This is a genomic window from Nonomuraea sp. NPDC048892, assembly GCF_040649735.1.
GTDB classification, from domain to species: domain Bacteria; phylum Actinomycetota; class Actinomycetes; order Streptosporangiales; family Streptosporangiaceae; genus Nonomuraea; species Nonomuraea maheshkhaliensis.
Genome location: NZ_JBEZFZ010000004.1, coordinates 805454 through 819991 on the forward strand (window position 1 = coordinate 805454; position 14538 = coordinate 819991).

The following is a 14538-nucleotide window of genomic DNA, read 5'->3' on the forward strand; positions in this document are numbered from 1 at the left end:
CGTCACGATTACGAAGCGTCGATCCGGCCGGCCCCGTTCGGAGCACGAAAGGTTGATCCGGCGGTCCGTTCAGCCGGCGGCGGCCTCCCCGTACGGCACCAGCCTGACCGGGCCGAGCAGACCGTACGGCTGGCGGGTCAGCCCGCCGTAGACCTCCGGATCGGCGACCCTGAGCCGGTTGCCGAGCGGGGTCGCCACCTCCACCTCGACGGTGTTGGAGCCGCGCCGGAGACGGGAGCCGAGATCGATCACCGGGTGGAGCTGGTCCACCGGGTCGAGCCGGCGGCCGTTGACGGTGACCCGGCAGGTGTCGGTGACCTCGCCCAGCTCCAGGTACGCCGGCGAGCCGTCCCAGTCCAGCCGCGCCGTGTACGTCCCCACCCCCGAGGCGTCGGCCAGCTCGGGGATCTCCGGCCAGGGGACCAGGCGGTCGAGGCGCACCGTGTGCACCGTCTTCGCCGTTCCCGCTGGTCCGGGGCCCCAGGACTCGACCCGCAGCCGCCACGAGGTGAGCTCGACGGGGGCGGCGACGGGGCCGATGACGGTGGTGACGGTGCGGCCGTCGGACAGGGTGGTGGTGTAGGTGCCGGGCCGGGCGGCGCGGACGAGCAGGCGTCCGGCGGGGGAGAAGGTCACCTGGTCGGCGTCGGTGCTGGTGGCGTGCGTACGGGCACCCATCGTCCTGTCGGCGGGCGAGTCGGACGAGTCGGGCGAGTCGGAAGGGCCGGAGCCGGACGAGCCCGACGTGTTGAACGAAGCCGACGATCCGGGCGATCCGGGCGAGGGGTGCGTGCCGAACAGGCCGGGGCGGGCGATGGCGATGATCCGGGCCTGGCCGGGGCGCAGGGCGACCCGCAGGCGCACCCCCTCGTCCCCGTCGTCCGCGTACAGCGCGACCCGCGTGACCCGTCCCGTCCACGGATCCAGCAGGTACGGCACCCCGTCACGATCGGTGCGGGCCAGCGTGACCTCGTGGTCGATCGGGGCGACGGGAGGCTTCACGTTCTCCTGGTGCCTGCCGTTGCACAGGTAGTAGTAGTCCACCTCCCCGTCCACCCGGCGCAGGGTGAGCAGCGTGGACGGCGTCGCGTACCGGACGTCGGGACGCACGCCGAGCGAGGCGAGCGCGGCGGGCACGTCCGTCTGGGCCGCGATCGTCCGCACCGTGGGCTCGGCGGTCAGCGACGCGACGAGGGCGCGGAGCCGTTCGTCGCCGTCGCGCGGCACGCCGGGCACCGAGGCCGCCGACCAGTCGCCGAGCAGGACGACGGGCAGGCCCGCGCGAGCCAGCTCCAGCAGCCGCCGGGCCGTCGCGAGCGTCATCGTGCACTCGCCGGCGTAGAAGCGGTCGCCCTCGACGAACAGCGCCTTGTACGCGGGCCCGCCCAGCCGCCCGTCCCTGACCCGGGCCGTGGGGAGGTCGAGCAGGGGGCCACTGACGAACTGGTGGGTCCACCCGGTGGGCACGCCGCTCGCGGTGAACCAGGAGGCGCCGATCCCGGTCTTGGTGTAGCCGGTCTGCCGCAGCACGGCCACGTCCACGCGCGGCACTCCCTGTCGCATGATCAAATGAATTCGCGCGAAATATCGGGAAATGTCGTGGATGTGGGTCCAGGTCGGCTGGCGCGGCCCCCACGACTCCGCGTACCCCGCCTTGCCGTCGTACGGCGTGAACGCCGCGAACCCCGGCCACGCCGCCCCCGGCGCGCTCGCGTACGAGAAGCCGTGCAGCACCGTCTGGTTGAGCCCGGCCGCGTACGCCCCGCCCATCGTCAGCAGCAGCTTATGCCAGGTCGTCGTGTAGGCCCCGCCCTGGTACGCCCCCGCCTCGCAGGACAGCACCTCACCGCCCGCCAGATCCCGGCCTCCGGCCAGGCAGCGGTAGTCGTCGAGGTTCTTGAAGCCCAGCGACTCGCCTTCCGGCACGTCGAGGATGGCCGCCGCCTCGATGGCGTCGGTCCGCAGCCCGTACGGCTGCGCCCGCAGCCGCAGCCCCAGCGAGTGCGCCCAGTCGCGCAGCCGGATGAAGTGGTGCTCGTTGAGCAGTTCGGAGACCGTGTCCCAGAAGTCCTTGCGGGCGTGCCGGGTCAGGACGGGATCGTAGGCGAAGACCGGGTCCTCGTCCGCCAGCATGACCACCGGCAAATAGGGCGCCAGCGCGTACCCGCGCCGCCGCTCGAACTCGGCGGGCAGGTCCGGCGTCCACGGCAGCGCGTCGCTCTCGATCTCGATGGAGTCCTCGAACAGCGCCCCGCCCGAACGCCGCAGCAGGCCGCGCACGGCGGGGGTGAGCAGCTCGGACGTCCAGAAGTCGATCACCACCTGGGTGCCGGCCCGGCTGAAGTGGTCCACGACGTAGGACTCGGGCGCGGTGTGCGGGCCGGACTCGGGGCGCTGGCCGGTGCCGCGCTGCCAGTAGGAGATCAGCAGCCACTCGCCCTCGGCGGGCGCGGTCCACGTGACGTTGTCCCCGTTCACCGGGACGGTGGTGACGGAGGAGGGGTCGAGGCCGGTCTCGTCGCGGGTGGAATGGGCCGGTTCGATCCTGGCCGCCTGGACCAGCAGCAGCTCACGGACGGGCTCGCCATCGATGGCGGGCGGCGGGACCGGCCCCGCGTACGTGGCGCCGGCGGCCACCGCGACGGATCCGTGGGCCAGCTCCTTGGCCGCCGCCGGGTGGCCGGGGGTGATCGTGGGCACGGCGGCGGGCCAGGAGGGGCCGATGGTCAGGTCGATCGACAGCCCGCGCCTGGCCGCCTGGTCCAGCGCGGCCTCGACGCCGGCGTTCCACGCGGGGGTGCCCCAGCCGTGTCCGGCCGGGTCGAGCAGGGACTTGTCGCGGATGCTGTGGTGCACGGCCGCGATCTCCGCGCCGCCGAAGCCGGCGTCGGCGAGCTGGTCCACCTCACGCCGGATCTCGGCCGGACCGACGTGCCCGTCCGGCCACCACCACCGCACCATCGGCCGCACACCCACCGGCGGCCGGGCGAACCGGCCGGCCGAGACGGCGGGAGAGGCCGGGCCCGGGACAGCACCCAGGAAGGCGGGGGCGAGGACACCGAGCGAGAGAAAACCACGGCGCGTCAGCGGAAAAGTATGGGGCGGCTCAGACGGAGGGATATCGTGCCGGGTCGGGTCGTTCACGGGCGCTCCAGGAAGCCGTTCCTGACAGGGGGGTCGCCGGTGGGACGGGGGCGCCGGGCCGGCCCGGCGCCCCCACGAATCAGGCCGGGATCGGGTACGGGAACGCGCTCGTGACGCCGATCTTGTCGTACTCCATTTTCGAGCTGTCGAACCCGTCCTGCCAGTCCGAGTTGCTCACCTCGTTGCACTGGTAGGCCTGGTACTTCTGGTCGCTGACCTTGCCCACCTGCACGTTGCTGATGGCGAACCCGCAGCCGCCGGCGTCCATGTGCACGCCGCGCGTCCCGGAGTCGGGCATCTGCCCGGCGGGGTCGTTGATCACGTCCCCGATCACCATCTGGTCCACGTAGTTGTCGATCGGGTGCGGCTCGACGTTGTGCACGCCGTAGGTGTAGAAGGCGCCCATGTCACCGCTGTCCAGGCCGGTCTCCTCCAGGCGGATGTAGGAGAAGCGGTTGCCGCGGGCGTAGTTGTCGGCGTTGGCGATCTCGGGGCGGACCTCCAGGCTGATGCCGTAGCGGGCGCTGTGCTTGACCACGACGTTGCTGACCGTGTTGTGGCCGGTGCTCATCAGCTCGATGCCGGACGCGTCGCCGGGCACCAGCTCGCCGACGTGGTCGATGTATGTGTTCGTGATCGTGTGGTGGCCGGAGATGTCCCCTTCGCCGGGATAGCCGCCCTCCACCTTGATGCCGTCGCCGCCGAGATTGGCCAGCAGGCTGTCGCTCACCTTGACCCGTTCGTTGGCGAAGAGCATGAAGACGCCCGTGTAGCCGCTGTCGGAGATGCTCAGCCTGCTCAGGTCGATGTCGCGGGTGTTCTCCAGCGTGATCATGCCGAACCGGTTGCGAGGCAGCTCGATCTGCCGGTCGTAGACGGGGTACTTGTGCACGACGCCGGAGTCGCCCGCGTCGTTCCACCCGTACCGGTACCAGTCGACGAAGTCGGAGTACTGCAGGGCGAGCCCGTCGAAGGCGAGGTTGCGCACCCGCTGGTCCGGCGAGGAGCCCTTGAGCGAGACGAGGGTCTTGACGGTGGGCGCCATGACCTTGTCGATCGAGGTCTTCGGCCAGTAGTAGACCTCGCTGTTGGCGAAGTCGAAGTAGTACTCACCCGGCTGGTCGAGGAAGCGCAGCGTGTTCTGCAGGAAGTAACGCGAGCCGCTGCGGCTGTTGACCAGCGCGAACCGGGAGGAGTAGTTGAAGGTGAAGAAGTTCTTGCGGAAGTCGGCGCCGCCCAGCGGGATGGTGTCGCTGAACCAGCTCCACGAGCCGCCCGACCAGACCACGATCTGGGAGTTCTTGTCGAAGTCGGGGTCCCACTCCTGCGGGATGTCCTTGGGGTCGAAGAACAGCCAGGTGTGCTGGGCCTGGTACTCCGCCTCCGGCGTCACCGAGAACAGGTAGGGCGACCACAGGTCGTCGGCGGTGCGGTTGGGGTGGCGGGCGGTGGTGGCGCGGGCGCCGTCCTCGAACAGGGTGTAGAAGGTACGGTCGACCTTGGTCTTGTAGATGTTGTCCTTGTACTTCTGCCAGCCCGTCAGCGGCCTGGCACCGAGCAGGCGGGCCTTGCCCGGCCCGTCGGCGCTGCGATAGGTGATCTTGTGGCCGTCGCGGCCCGAGTCGGCCTCGGTGAACTCGATGGTCTTGTCGACCACGTAGTCGCCGGCCTTGACGTTGACGACGACGTCGCAGTTCGTCAGGTTCTTCTTCGTCCTGAGCTGGTCACGGGCCTGCTCGATGGACTTCCACGGCCTTTTCTCGCTGCCGTCGGCGCGTTCGCCGCCGGACGGGGACACGTAGAAGTCGCAGGTCTTGGCGGCGGCCGTGGCCGGCGTAGGAGCCGTCAAGCCGCCCAGCAGTAAGACCACCGCGCCTATGGACCTGAGGATCACTGGCTCTCCTTAACATCCCGCCACCGTTCGAACTCGGCGCGGGTCTCGGGGGTGAGGGGGTAGTAGTCGGAAAGGGTCGCGCCCTCCTCGATGCGGCCGCGGCTGAAGAGCTCCCACTGCTCGTGGTCGGCCGCGGCCTCCAGCACCGACGCGGCCCGCCGCAGCGGCACCACCACGGCGCCGTCGTCGTCGGCCACGCACAGGTCGCCGGGCAGCGCGAGCGAGCCGCCGACGGCCACGGGCACGTCGTACGCCCACGGGAACAGCTCCGCCTGCGAGGCGTAGTGCGGGGTGGCGCCCGTGCACCAGATGGGCACGCCGAGGCCGCTGACGCGCGGCAGGTCCCTGATCCGGCCGTCCACGACGATGCCGGCGCCGCCCCTGCGCTTGAAGTAGCGGACCAGCATGTCGCCGAAGCAGCCGGTGTAGGCGCTGCCGTACGCCTGCACCACGAGCACGTCGCCGGGCCGGATGTCCTCCAGCACGTGCCACAGGGCCGTGTGCCGTTCGACGTACTCCTGACCGAGCCCGGAGGCGATGTCCTCGCGCTGCGGCATGAACTGCAGCGTGCGGACCCGTCCGGCCAGCTTCTGGCCCGGCGCGATGGGGCGCGGCCCCTCGATGAAGGTGCGCCTGATGCCCTGGGCGTGCAGCTTGGCGCAGGCGGTGGCCGAGCTGATCCGGGACAGCCCCGCCACGAGAGCGGGATCGGGTGCGGCGGGCAGCGACCCCCGAACGGGGAGATCCCAGATGGCGTCGTCCATGTAACTCCTCAGTAGTGCTGGTGCGACGGCGTGCGGACGCGCGCGGTCGTGTGCAGGTCGAGCCGGATGCGGCGGCCGGGCGGCAGCTCCACGAGCAGGCGCGGCCCCTCGACGGGCACGTCGTGCTCGGTCTCGGCGATGGGAGGCGGGGTGTAGCCGCGCGGGTCGCCCGGATAGCCGTCGCCGGCCCGGGTGACGGTCGCGCGGTCGATGCGGTGCTCGCCGAACGCGCCCGCCTGCAGCACGACCCTGCGGGTGCGGGTCAGGCTGAGGTTGACCAGCTCGACCTCGACGCCGCCGGGGCGGACGGAGCCGACCAGCGCGGCCACGTCCTGGGGCAGCCCGGGACGGTGGCGGTCGGCGTCGAAGTAGGCCAGCCGGGCCGGCAGCAGGCCGCCGTTGTAGAGCACCTGCGGGGTGCCGGTGACGAGCTGCAGCAGCGCCTCGGTGACCACGGGGTTGAGCCGCTGCCAGTGGTGCACGTGGATGGTGGCCAGGTCGGCCTGGTCGGCGTCGATGAGCGCCATGCGGCGCTGCACCTGGCCGAGCGCGGTGGTGAGCATGCGCTCGGGGAAGCCGGGGTTGGCGCCGCGCAGGTACTCCAGCCACGGGGCCTCGTGCCCGGCCTCCTCCTTGTTGCGGAACGGCCGCACGGCCGTCCAGTCGTAGCCGGAGCCCCTGCGCACCCGGTCGAGCCGGTCGGCGTCGCCCCCGGCCAGGCTCATGTGCCAGAGCCAGACGGGCAGGCCGAGCTGCGGCGGCTGGAAGTCGAACCAGCCGTCGTCGTCGTGCCGGTTGGGCACCAGCATGGTCGGCTTGCCGGCCTCGTCGCCCAGCTCCGCCAGCCAGCGGTCGCTGATGCTCATCTCGGTCTCGGTGACGCCCGCCTGGATCGCGCGCTCGTACACGGCCTCCAGCGGGTCGCGGCCGATGGCGAGGGTGGCGTCGTCGCCGGTCAGCAGGTGGGCGTTGACCGCGGCGACGGCGGCGGCGGCTCCGACGCTGTAGAGGCCGTGCGGCCACTGCCAGCCGTAGTTGCCGCCGTACCAGCGGCCGTCGTGCAGCTCGCCGACGACGCCGGACGGGCCCACGTTGTCGGGGATGACGCCGCCGTTGGCCTCGGCCCTGCGCTGCCAGGCGCCGATGTAGCGCAGCGCCCAGTCGCGGTAGCGCTCGTCGCCGTCGTACAGCCAGGCGTTGACGGCCAGGCTGGTCGCGGCCAGGTTGACGGCCACGTCACCGCGGCCGATGCGCTCGCTCATCGCCGCGCCCATGCGGGCGGCGTTGCTGGGGTCGCCCAGGTCCTCCCAGGACGAGATGCCCGGCAGGTCGCGCAGCGGCAGCCCGAACGGCCGCATGCTGGTCAGGTCGGTGTGGTAGGAGGCCCACTCCCACTGCAGGCCGTAGCGGGGGCCGCCGGCGCCGTTGTGCGGGGCGCGGATGATGTCGTGCTCGGCGTCGTAGTTGGCCGAGCCGGGCAGGTACAGGTCGGCGAAGCGGCGGGCGCGCTCGCGGAAGCGCTCGTCGCGCGGGTCGGCGGCGCAGATGCCGTAGAAGAGCAGCATCGACTCGCCCTGGTGGAACCAGTCGTAGCCGCGCTCGTACTCCTCCACCAGGTAGCCCAGCTCGGTGAGCTGTGTGGTGACGCCCTCCCAGTGGTGCTTGGCCGCGTCGAGCAGGTCGTCGGCGCCGCCGAGCTGGTAGAGCGCGGGCCAGTTGAAGAACGCCTCGTAGAAGTCGTCGGCGCCGTCGCGGTCCGCGGCCGGGCCGTGGTAGATCAGCCGTCCGTCCGGCCCGCAGTAGCGGGCGGAGAAGGCCCGCCACGCCTCGTCGAGTGCGTCGAACAGCCGGCGCTCCAGGACCGCCCAGGCCGGCGGCACGCCGAGGGGCACGGTCGCCTTGATCTCGCGCATGTTCACCCTTTCGTAGCTCCTGCCGTGAGGCCGCTGATGATGTGCCGTTGCATGAAGACGAAGAAGATCAGCAGCGGGGCGATGGCCAGCAGCAGCGTCGGGAAGACCACCGTGTAGTCGGTGGAGTACTGGCTGACCGCCGCGTAGACGCCGGTGGTGACGGTGTAGAGGCCGCTGCCGGGACCGAGGATGATCTGCGGGTTCACGAAGTCGTTCCACACGGAGAACGTGTTGAGGATGACCATCGTGGCGACCGCGGGCCGCATGAGCGGGAAGACGATCTGCCAGAACGTGCGCAGCCTGCCCGCCCCGTCCACGGCCGCCGCCTGGTCGAGGACGGCGGGGATGGTGGCGATGTAGCCGGCGTACAGGAAGATCGAGAACGGGATCGTGAGCGTGGTCTCGAACAGCACGAAGCCGCGGATGGTGCCCATCAGGCCGAGGGTCTTGAGCACGTACACGACGGGGATGACCAGCACCTGGCCCGGGATGAACGTGCCGGCCAGGAAGAACAGCATGAGCACGCGGAACCTGCGTTTCGGGCTGCGCGCGATCACGTACGCGGCCGGGGCGGCCAGCCCCACCGACAGCACGTTGACCGCCACCACGAACAGCAGTGTGATCGCGTACCCCTTGACCACGTTGAACTGCGGGTTGGTCAGCGCCCTGCCGAGCGGTTCGAGGGTCAGGCCGCCGAGGCCGAACGGGTTGGCCAGGATGTCCTGCTGGCCCTTGAACGCGTTCGCGGTGAGCACGTACAGGGGGATGAGCATGAAGGCGGCGCTCGCCCACAGGAAGGTCTTTCTCACTGGTGCACCGCCAGTTCGCCGCGCCTGCGCAGCTTCGTCACCACGAACGCCAGCACCGCCGTGACCAGCATGAGGATCACCGACTGTGCCGAGCCGAAGCCGAGGCGGGCGTCGTGGAAGGAGTTCCAGAGGATGAGGTAGGCGACGGTCTGCGTCTGACCGGCCGGCCCGCCCGCCGTGAGCGAGACCACCAGGTCGTACGTCTTCAGCAGCGTCACCAGCGACAGCACGATGTTCACCGTCACGGACGGCCCCAGCGCGGGCAGTGTCACGTTCCTGAACACCTGCGCGCGGGTGGCGCCGTCGATCCGCGCCGCCTCGATCAGCGAGTGCGGCACCGCCTGCAGCCCGGCCAGGTACAGCACCACGTTGACGCCGAACCCGGCCCAGACCAGCACCGCGATCATGGTGACCGTGGCCCAGACGGGGTCGGACAGGAAGGGGATGACCTGCCCGCCCCACGTCGTCACCAGGTTGTTGACCGCGCCGGTGGTGCCCAGGATGGCCGACCAGAGGAAGCCGACCACCAGGGCACTGAGCACGTGCGGGTAGAACAGCACGATCCGGAAGAACGTGTTGGCCTTCGATGCCCCGTTGACCAGGAGGGCGAAGCCGAGGCCGAGCAGGTTGAGCCCGGCCGTGCCGGCCGCCGCGACCAGCAGCGTCACCAGGGAGGCGCGCTGGAGCTCGGGGTCGTCGAGGAGCTTGACGTAGTTGGCGGCGCCGACGAAGGCGGGGTCGGCGCTGAAGCCGTCCCAGTCGGTCAGGCTCAGGTAGAGGGCCAGGCCGACCGGGATGATCAGCATCACGACGTAGAGGACGGTGGCGGGCGCCACCATGAGGGCGTTGGCCCATCCGTCGTGACGTCTGCGCCGCTCCGGGGCCGCGGCCCCGGTGACCGGGGGCGCTTGCCTGGTGAGGGTCATGAGAACTCCTCCGCCGGCCTCATGGCCGGGGTGCTGCGTTCGTCGGCGAGCCGGGTCATGCGCGTCCGGCCAGCCAGCGGTCGACGCCCTCGGCCACGTCCTTGGGCGACTTGCCCACGTACAGGCCCTGAACCTCGGTGTTCCAGGCGGAGTTGAAGCCCTTGGGCAGGGTGGCGTCGCCGTAGCCCTCGCCCTGGGGGACGCCCTGCGGGGCCTGGTCGAGGATCTTCTGCACCTGCTTCTCCAGCGGGGTGAACTCGCGCTCGACACCGGTGCGGAAGTTGCCGTCCTGGGCGAGCTGGCTCTTGACCGCCGCCGGATCGGTGACCAGCCACTGGACGAGCTTGAGCGCCGCGTCCTTCTGGGGCGTGGACTTGAGGATCATGTACGGCGCCGCCAGCGTCGCGCCCTGCGGGCCCGGGTAGGTCTGGCCCTTGTCGACGGGGGCGGGGAAGACGCCGATCTCGAAGTCCTTCTGGGCCTTGGCCTCGGTGGCGGTGAACCAGCTCCCCATGACGTACATGCCGGATTTGCCGGACAGGAACTGGGTCTCGGCGTCGGCGTACTTCATGCCGAGCGCGTTCTTGTCGACGTAGCCCTTGTCGATCCAGGTGCGGTAGCGCTCCAGGTAGGGCAGCAGCGACTCGCCCGCCTTGATCTTGCCCGCCTTGACGTCCTGTTGCCAGGCCGGATGGGTCTGGGCCCGGCTGGGGTTGGACAGCTGCAGCACCTGCAGCCCGGTGAGGAAGTCGCCGCCCGTCTGCAGCGGCAGGTAGCCGGACTTCTTCAGCTTGGCCATGGCCGCGTCGAACTCGTCGAACGTGGTCGGCGGCTGCTCGATCCCGGCCTTGGCGAAGGCGGCCTTGTTGTAGAAGACCAGCGACTGGGCCTGCACGCCGACGCCGACCGAGTAGATCTTGCCGCCCAGCTTGGCCTGCTCGGCCAGCGGGGTGTCCTTCGCCCACGGCTGATCGGTCAGGTCGAGCATCTGCTTGGCCAGCGTCTCGTCCGCCATCAGCGTCTCCACCACGTCGGGCGCGTTGCCGGCGGCGAGCTGCTGCGGCAGCGTGTCGGCCACGCCCTTGCCGGTCGGCGCCTCGATCTTGACGTCGATGCCGGGGTTGGCCTGCTCGAACGGCTTGACCAGCCCGTCCCAGTACGCCTGGGTGAGGTTGGGGCTGATGTTGACCAGCATCCGGAGGGTGACCTGGCCGCCCTCGCTCTGCTGGGCCTGGGAGTCGCCGGCGAAGCCGCCCCCGCCGCAGCCGGTGAGCAGGAGCACGCAGCCGAGAACCGGTAGGACGAGGGATGGACGGGGGGAACGCATCGCACCTCCAAGGGGGCGAGATCTGCGACGCCTTTTAATGGGTCGTTACTCGATTAGCGATTATTTAATACGTTGGTCACATGGGCCCGTCAAGGGGAAACGTGACGCTACAAATATGTGTACGGTGCCTTGCTGAGTCATAAGTACGTTAAGATCGACCCGTGGCAGGACGTGAAGCCGACAACCGGCTGACATTGGGCGCGGAGGAGCTGGCGACGCTTCGGGAGTGGGCGGGACGCACGCCGGAGGGAGGGCTGGCGCTGCGCAGCCGCATCGTGCTGGCCTGCGCCGAAGGCTTGTCCCGCAAGGAGATCGCCGCGAGCCTGGCGGTGAGCCCGGCGACGGTGGCGAAATGGCGGGCCCGCTTCGTGGAGCGCGGCCTCGACGGGCTCGCCGACGCGCCCAGACCCGGCCGCCCGCGCAGCGCGGAGCGGGCCGAGGCCGAACGGGTGATCGCCGCCGCGGCCGAAGGCGCCGCCGTGCCCTCCACCAGGACCATGGCCGCCCAGCTCGGGCTGTCGCAGTCCACGGTGGCGCGCATCTGGCAGGAGCAGCAGATCGCCCCGCCCGCGGCCCGGCTGCTGCCCAGAGAGCTGCTGTCCGACCGCGTCTACGCGCTCCTGCGCGGCTGGATCGTCTCCGGCGAGCTGCTCGCCGGACAGCGGCTGGTGGAGGCGGAGATAGCCCGGCGGGTCGGCACCAGCCAGGCCCCGGCCAGGGAGGCGATCAAGCGGTTGGCGCACGAGGGGCTGGTCATCTCCTATCCCAACCGGGGAAGTTACGTCGCGGAGATCTCCGACGAGCAGGCCAGGGAGGTCCGCGACATCAGGGTGTTGCTGGAGGAGTATGCCGCACGCGGCGCCGCCGCCCGCATCCAGCCCGACACGTTGCGGCAGCTCGCGGCCGATGTGATGGCCATGCGCAAGGCCGCCAAGGACGGCGACATCGGCGGTTTCCGCGACGCGGACCTCGCCTTCCACCGCCGGGTCTGCGCGGCCTGCGGCAACTCCTTCCTGCTGCGGCTGTGGCGGACGATCGAGTCCAACCTCTGGAGCCTGCACGTGGTGGGCAACCCCCTCTACGACGGCGACTGGACGGCGATGGCGGGCCACCACGACGACCTGGTGGCCACGCTGGCCGCGGGCGACCCCGAGGAGGCCGCCCGCCTGTTCGCCGCCCACGCCCGTGGCGAGGCCTCCCGCACCCGTCCCAGGGTCCGGCCCTCCGCCCAGCCGTAGGGGCGGCTCAGGCCGACGGCACCACCTCGTACGTCGCCCCGCGCCGGGTGCCGAAGACGACGACGCCCGCCTCAGGGCGTTCGACCTTGACCGGCCGCCCGCGTTCGATCACCGTCACCGCTCCCGCGGTGCGCAGCGTCAGCTCGCGGCCCAGATCGGAGCGGATGCGGCCACGGCGCAGCGCGCCGCCCGCCCACTCCAGGTCCACCTCGAACCCGCCGCGCGCCCGCAGCCCGCGCAGCGACCCGGCGGGCCAGGCGGCCGGCAGCGCGGGCAGCAGGTGCACCTGGTCGGCGTGGCTCTGCAGCAGCATCTCCGTGATCCCGGAGGTGCCGCCGAAGTTGCCGTCGATCTGGAACGGCGGATGCAGGTCGAACATGTTGGGCGCCGTACGGGCCGGGATCAGCAGGTTCGACAGCCGCTTGTACGCCTCCGCCGCGTCCAGCAGCCGCGCCCAGAAATTGATCTTCCAGGCCAGCGACCAGCCGGCCCCCGCCTCGCCGCGCAGCTCCAGGGTCCGCCGCGCGGCCGCGGCCAGCTCGGGCGACAGGCGCGGGTCGATCTGGTGGCCGGGGAACAGCCCCCACAGGTGCGAGATGTGCCGGCTGCGCGACAGCGCGGCGTCGCCCCGGTAGTCCTCCTGCCACTCCTGGATCTGCCCGAGGTGGCCCACCTGGTTCGGCACGAACCGCGCCCGCGCCTCCTTGACCCGCGCCCGCAGGCCGGCCTCCGTGCCGAGGACCTCGGAAGCCTGCTCGAAGGCCCCGAACAGGTCGCGCAGGATCTGCATGTCCATGGTCGGGCCCGCGCAGATGCTGACGTTCTCGCCGCCGTCCTCGTGGTGGCCGACCTCGGGCGAGTGCGACGGGTTCGTCACCAGGTAGCCGGTCCTGGGATCGGTCTGCAGCGTGTCGAGGAAGAACTCCACCGAGCCCTTGATCAGCGGGAAGTGCTCGCGCAGCCGCCGCTCGTCACCGGTGTAGAGATAGTGCTCCCACAACGTCAGGCACAGCCACGCGCCGCCGGTCGGCCACACGCCGTAGAAGGCGAAGTCCACGGGTGCCGTGCCGCGCCAGCCGTCGGTGTTGTGGTGTGCCACCCAGCCGGCGGCCCCGTAGTGCGTCTTCGCGGTTCGCGCGCCCGTCTCGGCCAGGTCCTTGATCAGGTCGAACAGCGGGTCCATGCACTCGATGAGGTTGCCCGGCGCGGCCGGCCAGTAGTTCATCTCGCAGTTGATGTTGATCGTGTACTTCGACTCCCAGGCGGGCGCGAGCGAGTCGTTCCAGACGCCCTGCAGGTTGGCGGCGTGGCCGGGGGCGCGGGAGCTGGAGATGAGCAGGTAGCGGCCGTACTGGAAGTACAGCGCGGCCAGCTGCGGGTCGGTGTCGAGCTTCTGGCGGGCGATGCGCTCGTCGGTCGGCAGCGCGACGGCCTCCGAGGTGCCCAGGTCGATCTCGACCCGGCCGAACAGCTCCTGGTAGTCGCGCAGGTGCCGGCGTCGCAGCACCTCGTACGGCCGCCCGCTCGCCTTCGTCAGATGCCGGCCGGCGACCTCGGCGGGATCGCCGCCCACGTCCTTGAAGCTGCGGTAGCTGGAGCCCATGGAGATCAGCAGCGTGACCTCGTCCGCGCCCTCGACGGACAGCGTGCCCCCGTCCGTGCCGACCGTGCCGCCCTTCGCCTTCGCCTCGGCCAGGGCACGGAAGCGGACCTCGCCCTTCATGCCCTGGGTGTCGCCGCTGACGCCGTCGATCGCGATCGTGGCGCGGCCGGCCGCGGACGTGGTCGTGGCCTGCGGGCTGGAGAAGGCGGCCGTGAACGTCACGGAGCCGGGCTTGTCGGCCGTGTGCCGGACCACGACGACCTGGTCGGGGTTGCTGGCGAAGACCTCGCGGGTGTGCCGCACGCCGTCACGGACGTAGGTGACCGTGGTGACGGCCCTGGTGAGGTCGAGCTCGCGCCGGTAGTCCGTGAACTCGGCGGGGCCCGGGAAGGTCAGCGTGAGGTCGCCCAGCACCTGGTACGGCGCCTGCTCGCTGGGCCGGCCGAGGAACTTCTGGTCGGCCAGGTTCTGCGCGGCCTGCCACTTGTCCTCCCAGACCCACTGCCTGATCTGCGGAAGGGCGGCCAGCGCCTCGGGATTGTCGTAGTCGTGCGGCCCGCCGGCCCAGATGCCGTCCTCGTTGAGCTGCAGCCGCTCGGTCTCGACACCGCCGAAGACCATGGCGCCGAGCCGGCCGCAGCCGACCGGCAGCGCCTCCAGCCACTGGGCGGCCGGGCGGGTGTACCAGAGGGTGAGCGGGTTGCCCCGCGTGCCCGCCCGCGCGGGCCCGGCGGCGACGCCGTTCACGAGCAGGGATCCGGCCGCGGCGCCCAGCCCGGTCGCGAGTACGCCTCGTCGTGTGTAGCCGTCGTCGGTGTCGCCGGTCCTGAGGGTCCTGATGGTCCCGTGATCGGTCACGGTCGCTCCTGTTCCGATGGGGGGTTCTGGCGCACTCGCCCGAGATCGGGGGTCGCCATACG

The 14538-nt window shown here is 71.1% G+C and carries 9 protein-coding genes; 1 reads left to right on the top strand and 8 read right to left on the bottom strand.

Features of this window, described 5'->3' with window-relative positions:
• Nucleotides 1–69: 69 nt before the first annotated feature.
• The 7 genes from AB0C28_RS17330 to AB0C28_RS17360 form a co-directional block, all read right to left on the bottom strand.
• Nucleotides 70–2961: a glycosyl hydrolase gene (locus tag AB0C28_RS17330; protein ID WP_358075433.1), complete on the bottom strand. Its 2892-nt coding sequence runs from the start codon at nt 2959–2961 to the stop codon at nt 70–72.
• Between the two features lie 262 nt (nt 2962–3223).
• Complete coding sequence (locus tag AB0C28_RS17335; protein WP_358075436.1) at nt 3224–5038, bottom strand: right-handed parallel beta-helix repeat-containing protein; 1815 nt, start codon at nt 5036–5038, stop codon at nt 3224–3226.
• Nucleotides 5035–5802 (bottom strand): hypothetical protein, encoded by a 768-nt coding sequence (locus tag AB0C28_RS17340; protein ID WP_357836174.1) that lies wholly within the window; start codon nt 5800–5802, stop codon nt 5035–5037. The genes AB0C28_RS17335 and AB0C28_RS17340 overlap by 4 nt, the downstream gene beginning before the upstream one ends.
• Before the next feature lie 8 nt (nt 5803–5810).
• A complete protein-coding gene (locus AB0C28_RS17345) occupies nt 5811–7715 on the bottom strand; it encodes a hypothetical protein (RefSeq protein WP_358075439.1) in 1905 nt (634 codons plus the stop codon).
• A gap of 2 nt (nt 7716–7717) precedes the next feature.
• The gene (locus AB0C28_RS17350; protein WP_346111196.1) at nt 7718–8524 is read right to left on the bottom strand and encodes a carbohydrate ABC transporter permease; all 807 of its coding nucleotides are present in this window, start codon (nt 8522–8524) and stop codon (nt 7718–7720) included.
• Complete coding sequence (locus AB0C28_RS17355; RefSeq protein WP_357836168.1) at nt 8521–9450, bottom strand: sugar ABC transporter permease; 930 nt, start codon at nt 9448–9450, stop codon at nt 8521–8523. Before AB0C28_RS17355 ends, AB0C28_RS17350 begins: the two co-directional genes overlap by 4 nt.
• A gap of 55 nt (nt 9451–9505) precedes the next feature.
• Nucleotides 9506–10777 (bottom strand): extracellular solute-binding protein, encoded by a 1272-nt coding sequence (locus tag AB0C28_RS17360; protein WP_358075442.1) that lies wholly within the window; start codon nt 10775–10777, stop codon nt 9506–9508.
• A 161-nt stretch (nt 10778–10938) separates the two neighbouring features.
• Here AB0C28_RS17360 and AB0C28_RS17365 point away from each other — a divergent pair, with 161 nt between their 5' ends.
• Nucleotides 10939–12015, top strand: a complete 1077-nt coding sequence (locus tag AB0C28_RS17365; RefSeq protein ID WP_357836162.1) for an FCD domain-containing protein — start codon at nt 10939–10941, stop codon at nt 12013–12015.
• A 7-nt stretch (nt 12016–12022) separates the two neighbouring features.
• Here the strand turns inward: AB0C28_RS17365 and AB0C28_RS17370 are convergent, their stop codons facing one another.
• Nucleotides 12023–14476: a glycoside hydrolase family 95 protein gene (locus AB0C28_RS17370; protein ID WP_358075445.1), complete on the bottom strand. Its 2454-nt coding sequence runs from the start codon at nt 14474–14476 to the stop codon at nt 12023–12025.
• Between the last annotated feature and the right edge of the window lie 62 nt (nt 14477–14538).